This is a genomic window from Nocardiopsis sp. NPDC006938 (assembly GCF_042869555.1).
GTDB lineage: Bacteria > Actinomycetota > Actinomycetes > Streptosporangiales > Streptosporangiaceae > Nocardiopsis.
The window spans coordinates 117,481-139,003 of record NZ_JBIAGA010000007.1 but is presented as its reverse complement, the minus strand read 5'-3'; the positions used below and the strand labels follow the sequence as shown (position 1 = coordinate 139,003).

Sequence of the window (21,523 nt, the reverse complement as noted above, 5' to 3'; positions counted from 1 at the left end):
ATACGATTCGCGAAAGGGGATCGGCGGCCGCACACGAGGGGCCCCGCCCGGCGCACGGCCGGGCGGGGCCCGAATCGGAGAGGTCGGGCTCAGACCCCCGCGGGCACCCGCTCCCGCTCCCCGTGGTCGGCCGCCGGCACGACCTCCTCGTCGTCACCGCCCTCCGAGATGCCGACCCTGTCGTGCAGCCACCGCAGCGGACGCGGCAGCCACCAGTTCCAGTCGCCGAGCAGGCGCATGGTGGCGGGCACCATCACCGCCCGGACCAGGGTGGCGTCCACCAGGACGGCGAGAGCCAGCCCGATGCCGATGATCTTCAGGAAGAGCAGACCCGAGGTGCCCATGGCCACCAGGACCACCCCCAGCAGCAGGGCCGCGCTGGTGATGATCCGGCCCGTGCGCTGGAGCCCCAGTGCCACCGACCGGGTGTTGTCTCCGCTGCGCAGGTACTCCTCCCTGACCCGGCTGAGCAGGAACAACTCGTAGTCCATCGCCAAACCGAAGGAGACGATGGTGATGAGCACGAGGTACGTGGGGTCGATGGTGCCGACCGCGTCGAATCCGAGGAGCCCGGAGAAGAACCCCTCCTGGAAACCCCAGACCACCACCCCCAGCGAGGCGCCCAGTGAGAGCGCGCCCATGAGCACCGCCTTGACCGGGAGCACCACGGAACCGAAGGCGAGGAAGAGCAGGACCAGGGTGGAGCCGATGATGAACGCCACCGTCTTCGGCGCCTCCTGCGTGATCGCGTCGAGGTTGTCCAGCTGCATGGCGGCCACACCGCCCACGAGGGTCTCATCGGCTCCCTCGGGGCCGGGTTCGGCCCGCACGTCGCGCACCAGCTCCTGCACCTCGGGGTCGTCGGTGGCGCCCTGGTAGGCGACCTCCACGTGCGCGACGTCCCCCTCGGCACGGGCGACACCGGTACGGACCGTGCCGGGCAGCGCGTCCAGGCGCTCCACGTACGCGTCGAGCGCGTCCTCTCCGACCTCGCCGAGGACGGCCACGTGCAGTCGGCCGACCTGCCCGGCGGGGAAGTCCCGCGCCATGGACTCGGTACCGATCCGGCTGGAGGCGTCGGCGGGCAGGTAGCGCTGGTCGGTGGCTCCGAACTGGGTCGAGGCCAACCCGGAGCTGAAGGCCACCAGGACGCAGCCGACCGCGACCAGGGACACGGCGGGTCCGCGCATCACGGTGCGGGCGAACCTCGCCCAGGCCCCGGCGTGCTCGTCGACCGCGCCGGTGACGGTGCGGCGGGGCAGCGGCAGCCGGAGCCGGTCGATCCGGCGTCCCACCACCGCCATCAGCGCGGGCAGGAACACGAGGGCCGCGATCAGGTCGAAGGCCACCACGGCGATTCCGCCGAAGCCGATGGACTTGAGGATGGGCTGGGGGAAGAACAGCAGGCCCGCGAAGGCGATACCGACCGTGACACCGGAGAACGCGACGGTCCGCCCCGCGGTGTCGACGGTGCGGCGGACCGCGTCGGGGACGGTGCGGCCGCGTCCCAGTTCCTCACGGAAGCGGCTGACCATGAACAGGCCGTAGTCGATGGCCAGCCCCAACCCCAGCAGGGTGGCGACGTTGATGGCGAAGACGGACACCTCGGTGACCGAGGTGAGGGCGCGGAGCACGGTGAGCGAACCCAGGATGGCCAGGCCTCCGACCGCGAGCGGCACCAGCCCGGCGACCAGGCCGCCGAAGATCAGGACCAGCAGCAGGAGCAGGACCGGAAGCGTGATCAGCTCGGCGCGGATGATGTCGCTCTCGGCGGTCTCGGAGAGTTCGTGCTCGACCGCGATCGGGCCGCCCAGGTGGGTCTCCAGGGGACCGGACTCCAGGGCCCGCGCCGCCTCCTCGTACTGGTGGAGCCGTTCCTCGTGGGTGTCCCCCGTAAGGGTGACCGGCACGTAGGTGGCGTGCATGTCCTCGGAGACGAGCATGCCGCGCTCGACGTCGGACAACTCCTCGTCCAGGTACAGGTCGTACCCGGCGACGACGTCCCCGGGCAGGACGTCGGTGATTCGTCGCACCGCCTGGGCGAACGTCGGGTTGTCCACACGCATCTCGTCGCTGCGGTAGACGGCGATGATGTCGATGTCGTCGTGACCCAGTTCCTCCTGGAGCACGTCCATGGCGCGGGAGGACTCCGAGTCCGGGTCCTCGAAACCGCTCTGGCTGACGTCCGAGAAGACGCCGAGTCCCCACACCACGGAGAAGGCGGCGAAGAGCCCCGTGAGTGCGAGTATCCACCACCTGCCCCGGTGGGCGCCGAGCCCCAGTCGGCCGAAGAACCCCGTGTGTGTCGGCATGGGCCGCCCCCTCAAGCGAACGGTCGTCATATCTGTGAACACTGTTTGCTAACGGTGTTCACTTAAGCGTGCAGGCATTACGATGTCAACGTCGCCGAGAGAACGAGAAGCGCCTCGACCCTGGCGCGTGAAACGGGGTGTACCGCAGCACATGACGAAACCGCCGGTCACAAGCGAGCCGCGGGCCGGGGGCACCCTGAGCCGCCGCGAACGTGTGCGCGAGGCCACACTCGCGGAGATCAAGGAGATCGCCCGCAGACATCTCGTCGAGTTCGGGGTGGTCGGGGTCTCCTTGCGTGCGATCGCCCGCGAGATGGGCATGACCGCGCCCGGACTGTACCGCTATGTTCCCGGCATCGACGCCCTGCTGGTGTCGATCACGGCGGACATGTACGAGGAACTGGCCGACGTGGTGGCCGCGGCGGACGCCGACGTGCCCGCCGCGGACACGGACGGGCGCATCCTGGCGTCCCTGCGCGCCTTCCGCACCTGGGCCATCACCCACCAGGCCGAGTTCTCGGTGATGTTCGGACCGAGGACCCGACTGGACCCCGAGGCCGACATCAGCCGCGCCCTGGAGGCGGGCCGCCGCTTCGGCTCCACGTTCTTCACCCTCTTCGACCACCTGGTCTCCGAGGAACGCTTCCCGGTCCCCCCGGACGAGGCCGTACCGGACGCGCTCCGCCCCGAGCTGCGCTCCTTCGCCGACACCGTCGGCTTCACCTCCCCGGACATCTCCGAAGGCGCCGTCATGGTGCTCACCGCGTGCTGGGTGCGCCTCTACGGTGTGGTCTGCATGGAAGTGTTCCAACATCTGAGTTTTGTCGTGCGCGACATGGAACCATTCTTCGAGTCCGAGCTTCAGAACATGGCGAAGGACCTCGGGGTTCGCTACGCACCGCCCGGGAGGCAGGAGGAGGCCTGACCGGGAGCCGCCCGCCCGAGCCCCATACTGGAGGTCTGCGGCATTTGCCGGATTCGTGGGTACGAATCCGACCATGCCGTTCCCGTACTGGCGCGAAGACGAGGACGATCCCGTGGAGAACCGAACCGGAGCCGGTCAGCCCGGGGAGACCCCGCCCCGACCGCCCGGGCACCCGGGTGCGTCCCGCGACGACGTCACTCCACCCGCTCCGAGCCCCTGGGCTCCGGAGGCCGAGTCGAGCCCGCCCGGACCCGGGGCCGCGCGGGCCGAGGACGCTCCGGACGCCCCCGTCGGCCCCGGTCACGGAGTGCGGGGCCCCCAGGACGCGCCGCGGTCCCCGTCGCACGGTCCGCCCCGCGCCCCACAGGGTCGGCGGGCACCCGCCGGGCAGCCGCCCTCCCCCGGGGCTCCCCCGCCGACGGGCCACCAGCAGGGTTCACCACGAGCGACACCCGAGCGGGGTCCTCAGGGCCAGTCGGCTCCGGGCGCCGCCCAGGCACGGTCGGCACCCGGTGCGTCCGTGCCCGGAGCCCGGGCGGGGACTCCCGCGCCCCAGGGACCGAAGAACGGTCCGCACCCGCAGGCTCCCGGCCCCCATGGGTCTCCCAGTGGTGGGCCCGAGGCACCCCGGGGTGCACAGTCGCCCCAGGGACCTCAACCGCCCTCACATGCCCAGCGGGCGCCAGGCCCCCAGAACCCCCAGGCGGCATCCGGGCCCCCACAGGGCAACCGGCCCCAGGGTTCCCCGGCACCACACGTCACCCCAGAGCAGGTCCCGCCTCCCGCGCCCCAGGGCGCCCACGCCCACGGCCTCCAGGCACCCCACGGTGCCCCACCGCCGCACGCACACCACAGACCCCAGGCGGCTCCACAGACCGGAACACCGCAGCATCCCGCCGCCGCGCCGAGACCGACGGGGGGCCAGGGCGCGCCCCCCGCACCGTTCCCGGCACCGAACGCCCCCCACGGTGGACCACACCCGGGACCGCCCCCCGCCGCCACCTGGGTGAACCCGCACGCACCGCAGGGCGGATGGTGGCCGCAGGGCCACCCCGGACACCACCCCCAGTGGCACCAGGCTCCCCACCAGTGGTCGGCTCCCCCGCGCCCGCCCCGTGACAAGGGCAGGGCGGTGCTCGTGGGCGCCCTCTCCGCGGCCTCGGTCGCCCTGGTCGCCCTCGTCGCCAGCACCGTCATCGTGGTGAACACCCCGCAGGAGGAGCCCCCGACCGGCGGCACCGACCTGACCGCGTTCTACGACAGCGCCCTCCACGCCCGGCCCCACCCCGCGGAGGTCGACATCGTGGACCACCCGCTCTACGACGTCGCCATGCCCGAACCCGTCGACTGCGAACTACCCGAGCTGCGGACCGGCTCGGACGACTCCTGGGAGGCCTTCGCCAACGAGGCCGGGACCTGCCTGAACGACCTGTGGGCGCCCGTCATGGACGAGCTCGGCCTCGACCCCGACCTGCCGGAGATCACGGTCACCAACGACGCCCTCGCAACGGACACCGACGACTCCTTCACCCTGGCCTACTACGAGAGCGACCGGGGTCTGATCACGGTGGTCCTGCCCAGCGTGCGCCAGGTCGGCGAGCAGATCCCCGACGACCACGAGGCACACGTGTGGCTCGCCCTGATGGGTCACGAGTACGCCCACCACGTGCAGTACGCCACCGGCATCCTCGGCATCTCGCACGACCTGCGCCGCCGCGCGGGCAGCGAGGCCGACGAGCTGGACACCCTCAGGCGCACGGAACTCCAGGCCGAGTGCATGGCCGGGGTGGGGCTGCGCGGCCTCACCGACCCGGACGGCGACGCCCTGGACGTGGTCAACGAGCACTTCAACGGCGGCGGCGACCTGGACACCCACGGCAGCGCGGCCAACCGGGCGTTCTGGCTGGAGTCCGGCTACACCAGCCCCACCGTGGGCGGGTGCAACACCTACGAGGCCTCCGACCGGGACGTCACCTGAGTCCCTCCCCCCGCAGAATCCTCCGGTAGGCGTCCCAGTCCCGGAACTTCACGCGCTCGCCCCGGCCCAGCTCGGCGGCGAGGTCCGCCTCGGCCCCGTCGATGCGCAGCCAGCCCTCGTAGTCGCTGTGCGCCAGCCCCCGGTCGTCCAGGACCCGCTCCAGGGGGACGGGGGCGGGGACGGCGCCGCGCAGTTCCGGGGAGTCCTGGAGGAGCGCACGCACGGTCGCGGCGGCGTCGGACTTGTTGGTACCGATCACCCCGGTGGCACCGCGTTTGATCCATCCCGCCACGTAGTCTCCCGGCACCGGTCGTCCCCGTGTGTCGAGGACGCGTCCGGCCTCGTGCGGGACCGTGTGCGCGCCGGTGTCGAAGGGCACCCCCTCCAGGGGCACGCCCGCGTACCCGACCGAGCGCAGCACCATTCCCACGTCCAGAACGGCCTGCTCGCCGGTGCCCTCGAGCCGACCCTCGGGGGTGAGCCTGGTGCGGCCCACGCGCAGCCCCTCCACGCGGTCCTCACCCAGGATCTCCTCGGGCCGGGTCCAGAAGTGGAGTTCGACGCGGCGCGGCCGCCCCTCGGGTTCCCGGCCCGCCTGTTCCCGCAGCAGCCTCAGGTTGGTGCGCGCGGCGCGGGAGACCTCGCGCAGGTCCGGGCGGTCACCACCGATCTCGGTGGGGTCGAGGTCCACCTGTTCGGGGCGCACGACCACGTCCGCTCCGGGCAGGGCCAGCAGGTCGCGGAGTTCGGGTGCGGTGAACTTGGCCTGGAGCGGGCCCCGTCGGGCCAGGAGGTGTACGGTGCGGACCCGGCTGGCGGCCAGCACGTCCAGGACGGTCTGGGGGATGTCCGTGTGGCGGAGCTCGTCGGCGGTCTTGGCCAGCACGCGCACGACGTCGAGGGCGACGTTGCCCGCCCCCACCACGGCGACCTCCTCCGCGTCCAGGGCGAAGTCGTCCCAGTCGTTGTCGGGGTGTCCGCAGTACCAGTTGACGAGGTCGGTGGCCGCGACGCTGCCGGGCAGGTCCTCGCCCGGCACGCCCATGCGCCGGTCGACGCTGGCGCCGGTCGCGTAGACGACGGCGTGGTGGGAGCGGGCCAGGTCGGCGCGGGTGAGGTCGGTGCCGAACTCGACACCGCCGACGAACCGCACGTGCGGGTGCTCCAGGACCCGGCGCAGGGTCCGCGCCACGCCCTTGATCTTCGTGTGGTCGGGGGCCACGCCGTAGCGGACCAGCCCGTAGGGGGTGGGGAGCCGGTCCAGGACGTCCACCCGGACGGGCACGCGCCGCTGGCGGGTGAGGGCGTCGGCGGTGTACACCCCGGCCGGTCCGGAACCGATCACGGCCACCCGGAGCGGGGTCTCGTCCTGGGGGTTGGGCTCGTCGCTCATGCGCCCATTCTGGCAGCACCGGAGCCGCCTCCGGTGCTGCCAGGCGCGGGGGTCAGGCCTTCTCGTCGGCCAGTTCGCGCTGGGAGCCGCCGTGGTCTCCGTGGCGGGAGACGGTCTCGGTGAGCTTGCGGGACAGCTCCTGGGGGGTCAGGCCCTGCTGCTGGAGGATGCGGTCGCGCTTGGCGTGGTCGAGGAACTCCTGCTCGATCCCGAAGGTCCGCACGGGCACGTCGACGTCGTGGTCGCGCAGGAGGCGCGCCACGGCGTCGCCGACCGCCCCGGTGCGGCCGTTGTCCTCGACGACCGCCACCACGGAGTGCTCGGCCGCCTCGGCCACCAGTGCCTCGTCCAGGGGCTTGACCCATCGGGGGTCGATGACGGTGACGCCGATGCCCTGGTCGGCCATGCGGTCGGCCACCTCGCAGGCGACCTGGGCCATGGTGCCCACGCCGACGATGAGCAGGTCCTTGCCGTGACCGCCGTCGGTGGCGCGGCGGAGCAGGTCCATGCTGCCGACCTTGCCGATCTCGGGCAGCTCCTCGGCGACGGCGCCCTTGGGGTAGCGCACGACGGTGGGGGCGTCCTCGACGGCCACGGCCTCACGCAGCAGGGCGCGCAGCCGGGCGGCGTCACGCGGGGCGGCCAGGCGCAGGCCGGGGACGACCTGCAGGATGGACATGTCCCACATGCCGTTGTGGCTGGCGCCGTCGTTGCCGGTGACACCGGCACGGTCCAGGCAGAAGGTGACCCCCTGGCGGTGCAGGGCGGCGTCCATGAGCACCTGGTCGAAACAGCGGTTGAGGAAGGTCGCGTAGACGGCGACCACCGGGTGCAGGCCGTTCATGGCCATGCCGGTGGCGGCGGTGGCGGCGTGCTGTTCGGCGATGCCCACGTCGAAGACGCGGTCGGGGTGGGCGTCGGCGAACTTGTTGAGGCCGGTGGGGTGGAGCATCGCCGCGGTGATGCCGACGATGTCGTCGCGCTCGGCGCCCAGTTCGACCATGGTGTCGGCGAAGACCGACGTCCACTTCTCGACCTTGGGGCCGGGTTTGGCCCTGCCGGTGTCGACGTCGAAGGGGCCGGGGGCGTGGAACTGGTCCTCGTCGTGGTTCTCGGCCGGGGCGTACCCCTTGCCCTTCTGGGTGATGACGTGGACGATCACCGGACCGCCGAAGTCACGGGCCCGGCGCAGGGCCTTCTCCACGGCGGGCTCGTCGTGCCCGTCGATGGGACCGAGGTACTTCAGACCCAGGTCCTCGAACATCATCTGCGGCTGGATGGTGTCCTTGAGCCCCTTCTTGAGGCCGTGCAGGGCCTCGTAGAGCGGCTGGCCGACCACGGGGGTGCGGTTGAGGGTGTTCTTGGCCAGGTCCAGCGCCTGCTCGTAGCCGGGGGTCATCCGCAGCGAGGACAGGTGGTCGGCCAGGCCTCCCATGGTGGGCGAGTAGGAGCGGCCGTTGTCGTTGACGACGACGACCAGGCGACGGTTCTTCCGCTCGGCGATGTTGTTGAGGGCCTCCCACGCCATGCCGCCGGTGAGGGCGCCGTCGCCGATGACGGCGACCACGGTCCGGTCGGTGCGGCCCTGGACCTCGTTGGCCTTGGCCATGCCGTCGGCGTAGGACAGCGCGGTGGAGGCGTGCGAGTTCTCGATGAAGTCGTGCTCGGACTCGGCGCGGGAGGGGTAGCCGGACAGGCCGCCCTCGGACTTCAGGTTGCTGAAGTCGTGGCGGCCGGTGAGGACCTTGTGCGCGTAGGCCTGGTGGCCGGTGTCGAAGAGGATGGGGTCCTTCGGTGAGTCGAAGACCCGGTGCAGCGCGATGCTCAGCTCGACGACGCCGAGGCTGGGGCCGAGGTGTCCCCCGGTCTGGGAGCAGGAGTCGACCAGGAAGTCCCTGATCTCCTGGGCCAGCGCAGGGAGCTGGTCGGCCGGGAGCTTCTTGAGCGCTTCCGGATTGTGTATCGACTCGAACAGTGCCACTGTCTCGTCAGTCCCCTCGTCCAGCGTGTCCACGTTACGTTTGCCCGGCCCGGCCCCTGACGTGGTCCGGACTTGGCTACCAGCAGGTATACATACCCGAGTTTATGGGCCTTCGCCCGCGGGTCACACCTTGTGGCCCCCCGAGGGTACGGCTTCGACGGTACCCACGGCATAAGGGCCCCGGCGAGCGCCCCGGGCCCGTGTCCCGCCTCGGACGTTTCGGCGTAGGTTACTCCCTCTTGGGATCGGGTTGACGCCGACCGCCCAGCTGAGGCTAGCCGAGTGCCGCCTGGGTCAGCAGGCCGATCGCGGAGATGGTCACCACACACAGCAGCGCCGCGCGCATCCGCCGCGGGTCGACCCACCGGCGGACCGCGTTCCCGGCCACGAACCCCAGTCCGACGAACGGGATGGCGGCGATCCCGGCGGAGACGGTGCGGGCGTCGAGCTGCCCGCCGACCGCCAGGCCCGCCAGGGAGAGCAGCCCGCCGAACAGGAAGAACGCGGCCAGGGTGGCACGCACCCGCGCGGGCGGTTCGTGCTGGTAGAGCAGGGCCATGGGCGGTCCCCCCACTGAGGTGGCGGTGCCCGCGAACCCGGAGAGGGCGCCCGCCGTGACCAGGGAGACCGGCGTGAGGGGGACACGGAAGGAGCGCACCGTGAGCGCGACGGCCACCAGCACCATGACACCGACGACCGCCGCCAGGGCGCGGGGTTCGAGGACGGCCACGACCCACACCGCCAGCACGGTTCCCGGCAGCCGGGCGGGCAGGCCCCAGGCCAGGCCCTTCCAGTCGACGTGGCGCCACTCCTGGACGAGTGTGAGCATCGGCAGGACGACCACGGTGGTCAGCAGTGCCCCGGGCATGAGCGTCGGATCGAGGAAGGAGATGACCGGGGCGGCGACCAGTCCGAGGCCGAGGCCGACCAGGCTCTGGACGGCGGCGCCGGCGAACACGGCGGTCGCCGCCACGAGGAGGAAGACCCACGCGTCGATGTGCCCGAAGAGGGCGTGCGGGGTGGGTGTGAGGAGATCAGCGAACATGAGGGGGCCGACGCTATATCCCCCTCTGCCCGATCGGGATTAGGAGATAGGGAGATGGGACGACACGGCCAGCGACCGCCGCACGCCGTCCGCGTAGGCGGTGGCCCGCTCGGGGTGCAGGAACCAGTCGATGAGCCCGGAGGGGTCGCCGAAGGAGTTCGCGAACCGGTCCGCGGTGGGCTGGTGCCGGTCCGCCAGCCGGTACAGCTCCCACACGTGGTGCGGACCGTTCAGCATCACCCTGCTCCACGCGGTGACCTGGCGGGCGTGCCGCCAGTAGGAGGCGAACGCCGCGCGCATGAAGGTCTCGTCGAAGGGGCGCGTCCCGTGGTCGACGATGGCCCTGCGGTAGACGTCGGCGCACAGGGAGGCCATGTTGGCGCCCTGGGCGGTGACGGGGTCGTTGCTCACCACGGTGTCGGCCATGCCCAGGACCGGGGTGCCGTCGGCGAGCCGGGCGACGGGTTCGCGCACCACGGGTGTGTGAGATCCGTGGAGCGCGCCCAGGGGGTCGGCCAGCCGGGCCCGGGCGAACCGCTCGTGCTCCCGGGGGGCGTGTCGGCGTAGTACGTCCAGCATTGCGGAGAGGACGTCCTCGCCGGTGGCGCCGGGGGGCCGCGGGTGGTCGAGCGGGCCCCCGGGGACCGCTTCGACCATGAGGGCCTGGCAGGGACCGTTGACGGACAGGGTGGGCAGGGTGAACAGCTCGCCCGCGCCTCGGACGGCCGTCCGTCCGAGCACGTCCCCGTCGGGGTGGTGATCGGCCCCGGTGACGTAGGCCAGGGACAGCACGCGCTGGGGTGCGGTGAAGGGTGAGCGTCGTTCGTCGCGGGGGAAGAGCCCCCCGAGCGCGCCCCGGCCGGCCGCGACGACGACCAGGTCGTGGCCTGGCGCCAGGTCCGCCAGGTCTTCGGGCGTGACCCGGTGACGCAGGACCCGGCCGCCGCCTCGGGCGAACAGGTCCGCCCACGCGGAGAGTGTGAGGCGCTGGTCCACGGACCGGGCGGGCTCGTCCAGGCGTCCCACCCAGTCGACCTCGGCGGGTCCACCGTCCGGCCCGGTGACCCGGACGCCCACCCCGGTGACGCGGGGCGCCCGGTCGCCCCAGAGGTCGAGCCCGTGGCGGCGTTCGCGGCGTAGCGCCGGTCCGAAGAGGCACTGGGTGGACATCACGCGTCCGCTCCGGATCTCTTCGGGACCCCGGGGGTCGACGAGGGTGACGTCGTAGTCCTCAGCGAGGAGCCCGAGGGCGAGCTGGAGCCCGGACGGTCCGGCTCCGACGACGAGGATGGTGCGCATGGTTCTCCTGGCTGGGGCCCGGGCACGGCGGGGGCGGGACGCGGGGGCCCGGTCTGGGTCGTGGGACGCGGCGAACCTAACAGCGTTCTCGGAGCCGCCCCCACCGCCCCTGACCTCGGGACCTTCGTCCCCACCGAGCCCGGGACCAAGGCCTCTGCGCATGGGCGTGGCCCGCGTCACGCGGGCGCCGACGGCCCGGGACGCGCCCGCCCCGGACCGGAACGGCGTCCCCGCAGGTCAGGCGGGATGGAGGCCGGGTTTCGCGAACCACGGGCACCGGCGGTCGCGGGCGGCGCCCTGAGACGACGCCGGACGCGCCCGTCGTCGACTCGCGCACCGATCCCGCCTCCTCCGGCGAAGCGACACACCTCACACCCGGACACGCCTCTCCCGGACACGCACCGCCGCGCGCCGCGGAACGCGCGGGTGGAAGGCCCGGGCCGGTGGGAGTGGTCCGGCCCGGGCCCGGCGGCGGCCTCGGGGACGGCCGCCGCGCCCCTTCTGTGAAGGAGCAGGGAGGGGTCTAGGCGCCGCCTCTGGCGTGGGTCCGACGGCCCCGGCGGGAGAGCGCGTCGAGCACCACCGCGATCAGCAGGACGGCCGCCGTGATCATGAAGCGCACCGAGGTGTCCATCTGGAGCAGCAGGAGCCCCGAGGTGATGGCGCCGAGCACCAGGCCTCCGAGCAGGGCCGAGTAGGCGTTGCCGCGACCGCCGAACAGGCTGGTACCGCCGATCACCGCCGCCGCGATGGCCATCATCAGCTCCGCGCCGCCACCGGTGGAGACACTGGCCCCGAAGTTGCGGGAGACCAGCATGACGCCGCCGAGCGCGGCCAGGGTGGACGCGATCCCGAACACGGAGATCCGGACCAGGTCCACGTTGATCCCGGCCCGGCGGGCCGCCTCGGAACTGCCGCCCACCGCGTAGACCATGCGCCCGTAGCGGGTCTTGCGCAGCACCAGGTCCAGTACGACGACGAAGCCCACGAAGATGAGGAAGGCCAGCGGTACGCCCTTGTACTGGTTGAGCACCCACACGCCGCCGACCAGCGGTAGGGCCAGCAGCAGGGTCCGGAACAGCACCTCGGCCAGCGGCTTGTACGACAGCCCCGCCGAACGGCGCCTGCGTTCGGCGGTCAGCACCGACAGCAGGTACAGGGCCAGGGTGGCCAGCACCAGGAACCAGCCCACCGCGGGGACGAAGTAGGTCTGGGTGAGCATCGCGATGGGGCCGCTGGAGCTGGTGTTGATGCTGCCGTCACCGGCCATGACGTACAGGTGCACGCCCTGCCACCCGAGCAGGCCCGCGAGGGTGACCACGAAGGCGGGCACGCCCATCTTCGCGAAGACGAACCCGTGGATCAGGCCCACGAGGAGGCCCACCCCCACGGCGGCGCCGATCGCCGCCCACTCCGACCAGCCGTGTCGGACCGCGAGGACGGCGAGCACCCCGGCGGACAGCCCGGAGACCGACCCGATGGACAGGTCGATCTCACCGAGCAGCAGGACCATGAGGACGCCGGTGGTCATGAGGCCGACCGCCGCGATCTGCACGGACAGGTTGGACAGGTTCTGCGGGGACAGGAACCGGTCGTTGGCCGTCTGGAAGACGACGGCGATCAGCAGGAGGCCGACGATGACCGGCGCCGCGCCCAGTTCGCCGCCCCGGAGGTTGCGGCGCAGGGCGCTGAGCCACCCGCCGGGTGAGGCGACCGTGGTGAGCAGGCGCGGGTCGCGCCGGGGGGCGCTCACCGGCGCGGCGGTGTCCCCGCCCTGGGTTGCGTGGGTCTGCTGGCTCATTCCTTGTCCTTCGTGGCCGTGGCGGACGAGCCGGTACGGGTGGAGCGACGGGACACCGGGTTGTCGGAGGCCCCGGTGATGGCGGCCACGATCTCCTCGTAGCTGGTCGTGGCGATGGGGAAGTCGCCCGCGTTCCGGCCCAGGCGGAGCACCGCCGCCCGGTCGGCGACGGCCCGGACGTCGGCCATGTTGTGGCTGATCAGGACCACCCCGAGCCCCTGGTCGCGCAACCGCTCGATGAGGTCGAGGACCTGGGCGGTCTGCGCGACGCCGAGCGCCGCGGTGGGTTCGTCGAGCATGACCAGGCGCGGTTGGCCCAGCAGCGACCTGGCGATGGCGATGATCTGGCGCTGTCCCCCGGACAGGGCCGCCACGGGTACGCGCAGGTCGGGGATGCTCACCGACAGGGAGTCGAGGAGTTCCACGGCCCGGCGCTCCATCTCGACCTCGTCGAGCGTGCCGGGGAAGTGCAGGCGCTCGTTGCCCAGGAAGAGGTTGCCGACGATGTCCAGGTTGTCGCAGAGTGCGAGGTCCTGGTAGATGGTGGCGATCCCGAGGCGCTGGGCGTCGGCGGGCGTACCGATGGTGACCGGTTCCCCCTCCCAGCGGACGGTACCGCCGCTGTCGGCCGGGTGGGCCCCGGCGATGACCTTGACGAGGGTCGACTTGCCCGCGCCGTTGTCGCCGAGCAGGGCGACGACCTCACCGGGGTCGACGCGGAGGTCGACCTCGGTGAGCGCCTTGACGGCCCCGAAGGTCTTGGAGATCCCGGACAGTTCCAGGACGGGTGTGCTCATGTGCCTGTTTCTCTCTCTCGCCCGGCGGGTCGGGGCGGACGGCCGCGCGCGGCCGGGCCCTCGGGGCGTCGGTCCCGGGCCGCCCCTCCGGTGGGGGGCGGCCCGGGCGCCGAGGCCGTCTAGAGGGCTTCCTTGCAGAAGTCGAAGTCGGCGTAGTCGTCGGTGCAGATCTGCTCGACGGTGTAGAAGCCGTCCGAGACCACGGTGTCGGCGATGTCGTCGACGGTGACGGCGACCGGGTCGAGCAGGACGGCGCTGACCTTCTCGCCTCCGGCGTCCTCGACCTCGGTGACCGTGTACTCACCGGCGTCCAGGTCGTCGCCGGTGGCCAGGGAGACGGCCATCGCGGCGGCGATCTCCGCCTCCGGGCGGATGGCCTTGTAGACCGTCATGTACTGCTCACCGGCGACGATGCGCTGGATGCCGTGGAGTTCGGCGTCCTGACCGGTGACGGGCGGCAGGTCCGCCACCGACACTCCGGCGCTGCGCAGCGCGGAGATCACACCGGCGGCCATGCCGTCGTTGGCGGCGTAGACGCCGACGATCTCGTCCAGGCCGAGGGAGGTGATGGCGCCCTCCATCTGGCTGTTGGCCTCGTCGGGCGACCAGTCGGGGGTGTCGAACTCCTGCCCGATCTCCACCTGCCCCTCGAAGATCTCGTGGGCGCCCGCCTTGAAGTCGCCCGCGTTGGGGTCGGTCGGCGATCCGTTGATCATGACGATCTGGCCGTCGCCCGCGGTTCCGGCCTGGTCGAGGGCGCCCAGCAGCGCCTCGGCCTGGACCTGTCCGACCCGGAAGTTGTCGAAGGAGACGTACATGTCGACGCCGCCCTGCGCGAGGCGGTCGTAGGCGACGACGGGCACGCCCTGCCCGCGCGCCTCGTTCACGGTTCCGGCGGCGGCCTCGGAGTCGACGGCGCCCAGGACGAGGACGTCGACTCCGGAGGTGAGCATCGCCTGGGCCTGGGTCTGCTGTTCGTCGACGTCCTGGTCGGCGTTGGCGTAGGAGAGCTCGCAGTTGGGGCAGAGGTTCTCCAGCGCCTCCTCGAAGTACGGCTTGTCGAAGGCCTCGTAGCGGGCGGTCTGGAGCTCGGGGAGCAGCAGCCCGACGTGGAAGCCTTCTTCCACCGTGTGCGTCTGGGCCTCTCCGGCCGAGTCGTCTGTGGTGAGTGAGCCGCAGGCGGTGGCGAACAGGGCCAGCGCGGCGACGGCGGCGGTTCCCGGAAGGGCGGAACGGCGGTGGGGGCGTCTTGTGGTCAACGCGGGGGCCTCTCTTGCGGTGCGAGCGCGGACGAGATCGCGCGATCGATGGTGTGAAGTAGAACCCCGCGTCCACCTTGCCGTCAACAGATGAACACATTACCGAAATATCACGAGTCTTGATTTCATGGCTTAAACGAAAGAGAAGCCCTGGCCAGAGGGCTCGCCACCGGGAGACGGCGCACCGGCACGGGGGCGGGCGACCGTGCGGCGCCGCGGAGGGCTCGTGCGTTCAGCGCAGACTGCGGGCAGCGGTGAGCAGCGCGCCACGGATCGGCGCGTCCTCGCCCAGGGCGCTGGTCACCAGGTCGAACCGGGCCAGGGCCGCGCCCAGCGTGCCCATCTCCATCGACCGGCGCATGGGCTCCAGCAACAGGTCGCCCGCCTCGGCCAGGTCACCGCTGACCACCACGCGGTCCGGGTTGAACAGGTTGGCCATGATCGCCACCCCCTGCCCGAGGGCGTCCCCGGCCTCCGCGATGATGCGGCGGCTGCCGGGGTCCTCGTCCAGGGCGGAGGCGACCACCTCCCGCAGCCGCGCACGGTCGGGCCCGGGCGCGAGGTCGTGGGTTCGGGGCAGCATGTTCAGCAGGTACCCGGTACCGACGAACGTCTCCAGGCACCCGCGGTTGCCGCAGCGGCACACCTGGCCGCGCGGGTCCAGACCGATGTGCCCGATCTCGCCCGCCGTCCCGCCCGCCCCGCGGAACAGCCGCCCGGACATGACGATGCCCGCCCCCACGCCTTCGCCGAGCACCAGCTGGATGACGTGGTCGGCCCCCCGCGCGGCGCCCAGGGCCCGTTCGGCCACCACCGCCAGGTTCGCGTCGTTCTCGGCCAGCACGGGGAGGCCCAGCCTCTCCCCCAGCGCCTCGGCCGGTCGGAAGCCCGCCCACCGGGCCAGACACGAGATGGCGCCCACCTCACCGCTGTCGGGGGCGATCGGACCCGGCACGGAGGCCACCACCGAGGCCACGGTGCCCAGGTCGATCCGGGCTCCCAGCAGGGCGGTCTCGACCAACCACGCGGCGCGGCGGACCGCCCGTCCGGCGTCGGCGGCCACGTCGTAGGCGATGGCCTCCCGGGCCAGCACGTTGCCGTCACTGTCACCGACGGCCACGCGGACGCGGTCGCCGCAAAAGTCCACGGCCACGACGGTGCCCGGCGGGCGCAGGAGGGTGACGGCGCGGGCCCGGCGGCCGTTCGAGGAGGTGTCGCGCACCGACACGGTACCGGCGGCCCGCAGCCCCCGCACGATGTTGGAGACGCTGGCGGCCGACAGTCCGGTGGCCCGGGCCAGCTCGGCCTGCGTGCGGGTGCCGTCCCGACGCAGTACGTCGACGACGCGCCGCTGGTTGGCCTCCCGCAGCGCGGACTGGGACCCGGGTGTCGTACCGGTCTCGGTCACCCCGCACCCCTTGTCCGTCGGTCCGCGTGTTCTGGTGTTGTTCCGTCGAATGCTACAAGCATTGAACGGGAGGCCGGACCCCGGAACCCCGTGCCCCTGGGCGGAACCGGAGCGTCGGTGCCCTACGTTCGTGGCATGACGAGGGTGAGCACCGACCGGCCTGGATGGGCGGAGCACGTGGCCGGGACCGTCCTGGACACCGTCCGGCGGGGCCCGTCGGTGCGCGTCGTGGCGGTGGAAGGGCGTTCGGGCTCGGGCAAGAGCACCGTGGCCGACCACCTGTGCCGGGCCTTGGCGAAGCGGGGCGAGCCGGTGGCCCTGCTGCCCATGGAGGACCTCTACCCCGGGTGGGACGGTCTGGCGGAGTCCTGCGTCCTGCTCCGGGAGTGGGTCCTGGACCCGCTGGGGCGCGGCCGCGCCCCGGCCTGGCACCGCTACGACTGGGAGAGCGGCTCCTTCGACACGGCGTGGACCGCTCTCCCCGACGACCTCCTCACCGGGGGCGGCACCCTGGTCGTGGAGGGGTGCGGCTCGGGCGCGGCCCCCGTACGCGGCGCCTGCGATCTCCTGGTGTGGGTGGAGGCCGCCGAGCCGACCCGGGCCCGCAGGCTGGACGCCCGACAGGACGCGCCGCAGTACGGGCCGCACCGAGCGCGCTGGGCCCGGCAGGAGGAGGCACTGTACGCGGTCGATCCGCCGTGGGAACGCGCCGACGTGCTGGTCGACAACGGGTGATCCGGCCCACTCCGACGCGCCGAGTGCGCGGATCGCGAGGACCCGGCCGGCGGCGACCCTCAGTAGTTCTGGCGGGGCGGACGGGAGCAGAGCTCGCGCGCCCGTTGGACGTCGGCGTCCATGGCCCTCAACCCCTCCGACAGGGCCCGCCCCTGGCTGGGGATGTTGCGCAGGCGCAGCTCGCGGGCCTCACGGACGGCGCTCCCGCCGTGGCGCTCGCTGTCGCGGATCACCATGATCAGCACGACGCCACCGGCGGCCAGAGACGACAGGAAGAAGAGCACTCCGAGGCCCGACCCGTTCAGGCCCGCGCCGAACATCACGGACAGGACCAGGAAGACGATCGCCGCGGTCACGAACGTGGCCCTGATCCTGAAGTCGCGGCCCCGCTCCGTGGCCTGCGCGGCCAGCGTGTGGTGTTCCCGGCGCAGGGAGTCCCGCCGCCGTTCCCAGGCCCCGCGCTGCCGGACCAGGGTCACCACGGCCGGGAGGGCGCCGTAGACGGCCGCCGCGTACCCGGCCCGCCGGGCACCTGAGGAGAGTTCGACACGCGCCCACAGAGCGTTCGTCCAGTGCGCGGCTCCGGGTAGGTCCCCCGGGTCCGGGGGCACCATGAGGTCGGGATTGAGCAGGAAGGTGAGCGCCAGCGCCGGGTCCAGCCGCTCGTCGAATCCGCGCCAGCCCCGCAGGTTCTGCGCGAGCTCGCGGTGGAAGGCCAGGCCGGTTCGCTCGGCCACCTCGACGTCCTCTGCCAAGCGGCGCAGTTCGGGGCCGTCCGCGTGCCGGTGCTCCGCCATCTGCCGCAGCAGTTGGGGGCGGGCCAACAGCATGAGTTCGTTGGCCTCGTGGCCGCCGGTGATGAGCGGCCGGGGGTCGTGGAAGAGCTGTCGCAGCCCCGCGACGGTGAGCTCGTGGCCACGGAAGAGGGGCGGCAGCTCCGGGCAGGCCTGGGAGACGAACGAGGCCACGGCCAGGTTGGCGTCGCGCACCTCGCGACGGAACAGGGAACGGTCGACCTTGGTGTCGTTGATGTCGTTCATCACCCACGAGCCGAGCATGGCCCGCTCGGCGGGGTCGCCCAGGACGGTCACCGCGTCGGCCCAGTGCTCCTGCATGGCGGCGGCCAACGGTTCGATCCGGGTGAAGCGCACGCCCGCGAACCGGTAGGGCGGGGCGTCGGAACCCGGGGCGGACTCGGCGGCCGGAGGGCCGTACGAACTCTGGTGACGCGCCGTGGCCGGGGGCGGCGTCGGGTGGGCGGGAACGGGTGTGGGGTGGAGCGGCGGGGTGGCGGGGCGGGGGCCGGGGGACGGTGCCGCCTCGCCGGTGCCCGCGAGCGCGGTGTACTGGCGGGTGGGGGGCGCCGAGGGCGCCTCCTCCACCCGCGTGGCGGAGATCCGCGCGTCCGTGCCGGCGGCGGGGGACGTGCCCGCGACGAGGTGGTGGAGCAGGGTCGGCGCGTCGGGGCGCCGCTTGGGGTTCTTGTCCAGGCAGGCCAGGATGGTGTCCAGCAGATGGCCGGACAGGTCCCCGGTGTCGGGTTCTCCGGAGAGCACCCGCGCGATGCGCGCGGCCTGGGTGGGGCCGTGGAAGGCGTCGCGCCCGGTGGCCGCGAACACCATCACCGAGGCCCACGAGAACACGTCGACGGCGGCGGTCAGGCGCATGCCCTCCAGCTGCTCGGGGGCCATGTACCCGACCGTGCCGACGATGCCGCTGGCGGTCACGGAGGTCGACTCCACCGCGCGGGCGATGCCGAAGTCGATCACCCGGGGCCCGTCCGGAGCCAGCATGATGTTGTCCGGCTTGAGGTCCCGGTGCACCACACCGGCCGCGTGGATGGCCGCGAGCGCGGTGGCCGTGGCCACGGCCAGGCGCTGGAGCTCGGCACCGGAGCGGGGTCCCTCATCGGCCACGGCGCGGTGCAGGGTGGGTCCGTCGATGAACTCGGTGGCGATCCACGGCTGGGCGGCGTCCGGGTCCGCGTCCAGGATCGTCGCGATGCAGAACCCGCTCACCCGCCGGGCCTGCTCCACCTCGGCGGCGAATCGGCGCCGCATGTCCGCATCCCCGGACCAGTTGGCGTGCAGCAGTTTGACCGCTGCCCGGGTGCCGTCCTCGGCCTCGCCCAGGAACACCTCTCCGAAACCGCCACGGCCCAGCGATCGCGTCAGGGTGTACGGACCGACCGCTCGGGGGGCGGGCGTCAAGTCCGTGGTCTCGTCCACGAGCGCGTCCTTCCTTCTTCTCTTGTCACGTCCGGCGACCGACGGGGGCCCGCGCCGTCGGGTCAGCTGGAGGTGATTCTGCGTGCCTGCGCCAGGTCGGCGCGGATGCGCTCCACACCGGTGGTGAGCTGGGGCAGTTGGTGGTGCGAGTTGCGCAGGTCCATGAGCCGCTGGCGCCGCCTGGCCGCGGGGCCGCACATCACCAGGCGGGTCGTGAAGGCGCCGACCAGGGCGACCGTGCCCAGCAGGGCGACCCACAGCACGAGGTCGGCCAGGCCGTCACCGATGGAGGTCGCGCCGAGGACGAGGCCGACGGGATACCCGACGAGGGCGATCCTGCCCCAGTGGATCACCCGATCGGTCGTGTTCTGGAGCCGCACCTTCCCCACCAGGTCGTCGTGGGCGGCGGAGACGTCGGAGAAGCGGCTCTCCCAGTAGCGGCGCTGCCGGGCCAGGGCCTGGAGGGTGCTCAGGGAGCCGTAGATCGCGGCCGCGTACCCGGTGCTCTCGGGGGCGTCGGCGTCCGACACGCGCCGCCAGAGGATGTCCACCCACTCCGCAACACCGGTGTCGCCGCCGTCGTCGGGCGGGACCATCCGCTGCGGGTGGAGCAGGAAGGCCAGGACCAGTGCGGGGTTGACGTTGGGTTGGCTGGAGCGCCACCCCACGAGCTGCCGCGACAGCTGCTCGTGCAGGAGGGCGCCGGAGCGCTCAGCGCGGTCCAGGCCCTCGGCCAGCCGCTGGAACTCGACGCTCTCGGGGCCCTGGTGGGCTCCGGCGATCCGTAGGACCTCGGGACGGGCGAGCAGGACCATCTCGTTGCTCAGCGGCGCCCCGGTCAGAAGCGGACGCGGGTCCTCGAACAGGGCCCGGAGCTCGGGAAGGGACACGCCCCGCCCCCGGAAGACCGGCGGCAGGTCGGGGCGCGTCTGGGCGACGAAGGAGGCGACGGCGAGGTTGGCGTCGCGGACCTCGCGCCGGAACAGCGAGCGGTCGACGGTGGTGTCGCCGAGGTCGTCCATGAGCCAGGCGCCCAGCACGTCGCGCTCGTGGGGGTCGCTGAAGACCTGGACGGCAGCGCCCCAGTTCTGCTGCATGGCCTCGGCCAGATGGGCCGGGTCGTGGAAGCGCAGGCTGACGAAGTGGTAGGGCGGAACGGCACCGGTGTGCCGGGGATCGGGTGCGTACCCGCCGGGCCCGGAGGGGCGGGGCGGGGGGTGGCCGTGTGCGGCCGCCTCCGGGAGGGCCGCTTCACCCGCACCCGCCATGCGCGTGTAGGCGCGGGTGGGGGCGACCGGCGCCGCTCCGGCCACCCGGGTGGGGTCGAGGGGGGCGGCTCCGGGGTGTGGCCCGTCCGCGATCCTGGTCGGGTCGACGCCGACCCGGGTGCGGGGGTCGGGGCCGTCGGCACCGGGGACGACCGCCGTGGGCGCGGTGGGCGTGTGGTCGGGTCCGGCGGCGGGGCGTGCGGGGCCGCCGACGGTCGGGGCCGAGACGAGCCAGCGCATGAGGGTCTCGGCGTCGGGGCGCCCCGAGGGTTCCTTGTCCAGGCAGGAGCGGAGAATCGCGGCGAACGGGCCGTCGAGGCCGTCGAGGCCGGGTTCTCCGCCCAGGATGCGGGCGATGCGCGCCGCCTGGGTGGGGCCCGGGAAGGCCTCCCGGCCGGTGGCCGCGAACACCATCACCGAGGCCCACGAGAACACGTCGACGGCGGCGGTGAGACGGGCTCCCTCCAGCTGTTCGGGGGCCATGTACCCGATGGTGCCGACCACCCCGCTGGCGGTCACCGAGGTCGACTCCACCGCGCGGGCGATGCCGAAGTCGATCACCCTGGGCCCGTCCGGGGCCAGCATGATGTTGTCCGGCTTGAGGTCGCGGTGCACCACACCGGCGGCGTGGATCGCGGTCAACGCGGTGGCGGTACCGATGGCCAGGCGCTGGAGGTCCACACCCGTGCGGGGCCCGTCCTCCTCGACGGAGGCCTGGAGCGTGGGACCGTCGATGAACTCGGTGGCGATCCACGGCTGGGCGGCGTCGGGGTCCGCGTCCAGGATCGCGGCCACGCAGAACCCGCTCACCCGCCGGGCCTGCTCCACCTCGGCGGCGAAACGGCGCCGCATGTCGGCGTCCCCGGACCAACTGGCGTGCAGCAGCTTCACGGCGGCCCGGGTGCCGTCCTCGGCCTCGCCCAGGAACACCTCGCCGAAACCGCCCCTCCCCAGGGAGCGCAGCAGACGGAAACCGCCCGCCTCCTCGACTCGTATCGCCTGGTCCTGAGGGTCGTCCACTGCCCGCCCCGTCTCTCGTACGTCGTTCTCCGGCCCCGAGCGGGGCGCCATGTCAGGGTGCCACAAGGAACTGA

Annotated in this window: 14 protein-coding genes; 3 read left to right on the top strand and 11 right to left on the bottom strand. The window is 72.8% G+C overall.

Annotated elements, in window-relative coordinates:
- Positions 1 to 89: 89 nt before the first annotated feature.
- Positions 90 to 2,312, bottom strand: a complete 2,223-nt coding sequence (locus ACFYL4_RS13385; RefSeq protein ID WP_387518514.1) for an MMPL family transporter — start codon at positions 2,310 to 2,312, stop codon at positions 90 to 92.
- 151 nt (positions 2,313 to 2,463) lie between these two features.
- Between ACFYL4_RS13385 and ACFYL4_RS13380 the strand changes: the two genes are divergently transcribed.
- Entirely contained in the window at positions 2,464 to 3,237 is a 774-nt protein-coding gene (locus tag ACFYL4_RS13380; RefSeq protein ID WP_387518513.1) for a TetR/AcrR family transcriptional regulator, read from the top strand.
- 1,132 nt (positions 3,238 to 4,369) lie between these two features.
- On the top strand, positions 4,370 to 5,215 hold the full coding sequence (locus tag ACFYL4_RS13375; protein ID WP_387518626.1) for a neutral zinc metallopeptidase: 846 nt from the start codon (positions 4,370 to 4,372) through the stop codon (positions 5,213 to 5,215).
- On the opposite strand, the gene ACFYL4_RS13370 is transcribed toward ACFYL4_RS13375, so the two are convergent.
- From ACFYL4_RS13370 to ACFYL4_RS13335, 8 genes are all read right to left on the bottom strand, one after another.
- Entirely contained in the window at positions 5,208 to 6,608 is a 1,401-nt protein-coding gene (locus tag ACFYL4_RS13370; protein ID WP_387518512.1) for an FAD-dependent oxidoreductase, read from the bottom strand. The genes ACFYL4_RS13375 and ACFYL4_RS13370 overlap by 8 nt on opposite strands.
- Positions 6,609 to 6,660: 52 nt before the next feature.
- Positions 6,661 to 8,589, bottom strand: coding sequence for a 1-deoxy-D-xylulose-5-phosphate synthase (gene dxs / locus ACFYL4_RS13365; protein WP_357764478.1), 1,929 nt, complete (start codon positions 8,587 to 8,589; stop codon positions 6,661 to 6,663).
- 274 nt (positions 8,590 to 8,863) lie between these two features.
- Positions 8,864 to 9,634 carry a sulfite exporter TauE/SafE family protein gene (locus ACFYL4_RS13360; protein WP_357764415.1) on the bottom strand — a complete coding sequence of 257 codons (771 nt, stop codon included), beginning with the start codon at positions 9,632 to 9,634 and terminating at the stop codon, positions 8,864 to 8,866.
- Between the two features lie 39 nt (positions 9,635 to 9,673).
- The gene (locus tag ACFYL4_RS13355; RefSeq protein WP_387518511.1) at positions 9,674 to 10,933 is read right to left on the bottom strand and encodes a styrene monooxygenase/indole monooxygenase family protein; all 1,260 of its coding nucleotides are present in this window, start codon (positions 10,931 to 10,933) and stop codon (positions 9,674 to 9,676) included.
- Positions 10,934 to 11,456: 523 nt separating this feature from the next.
- A complete protein-coding gene (locus tag ACFYL4_RS13350) occupies positions 11,457 to 12,734 on the bottom strand; it encodes a sugar ABC transporter permease (RefSeq protein ID WP_387518509.1) in 1,278 nt (425 codons plus the stop codon).
- On the bottom strand, positions 12,731 to 13,531 hold the full coding sequence (locus ACFYL4_RS13345) for an ATP-binding cassette domain-containing protein (RefSeq protein WP_387518507.1): 801 nt from the start codon (positions 13,529 to 13,531) through the stop codon (positions 12,731 to 12,733). The genes ACFYL4_RS13350 and ACFYL4_RS13345 overlap by 4 nt, the downstream gene beginning before the upstream one ends.
- 119 nt (positions 13,532 to 13,650) lie before the next feature.
- Positions 13,651 to 14,790, bottom strand: a complete 1,140-nt coding sequence (locus ACFYL4_RS13340) for a sugar ABC transporter substrate-binding protein (protein ID WP_387518506.1) — start codon at positions 14,788 to 14,790, stop codon at positions 13,651 to 13,653.
- A gap of 232 nt (positions 14,791 to 15,022) precedes the next feature.
- Complete coding sequence (locus tag ACFYL4_RS13335) at positions 15,023 to 16,198, bottom strand: ROK family protein (RefSeq protein ID WP_387518505.1); 1,176 nt, start codon at positions 16,196 to 16,198, stop codon at positions 15,023 to 15,025.
- A 135-nt stretch (positions 16,199 to 16,333) separates the two neighbouring features.
- Between ACFYL4_RS13335 and ACFYL4_RS13330 the strand changes: the two genes are divergently transcribed.
- Positions 16,334 to 16,933, top strand: coding sequence for an AAA family ATPase (locus tag ACFYL4_RS13330; RefSeq protein ID WP_357764432.1), 600 nt, complete (start codon positions 16,334 to 16,336; stop codon positions 16,931 to 16,933).
- A 59-nt stretch (positions 16,934 to 16,992) separates the two neighbouring features.
- On the opposite strand, the gene ACFYL4_RS13325 is transcribed toward ACFYL4_RS13330, so the two are convergent.
- Together ACFYL4_RS13325 and ACFYL4_RS13320 are read right to left on the bottom strand one after the other, a co-directional pair.
- Positions 16,993 to 19,161, bottom strand: coding sequence for a serine/threonine-protein kinase (locus ACFYL4_RS13325; RefSeq protein WP_357764435.1), 2,169 nt, complete (start codon positions 19,159 to 19,161; stop codon positions 16,993 to 16,995).
- 62 nt (positions 19,162 to 19,223) lie between these two features.
- Positions 19,224 to 21,449: a protein kinase gene (locus ACFYL4_RS13320; RefSeq protein WP_387518504.1), complete on the bottom strand. Its 2,226-nt coding sequence runs from the start codon at positions 21,447 to 21,449 to the stop codon at positions 19,224 to 19,226.
- Positions 21,450 to 21,523: the final 74 nt, after the last annotated feature.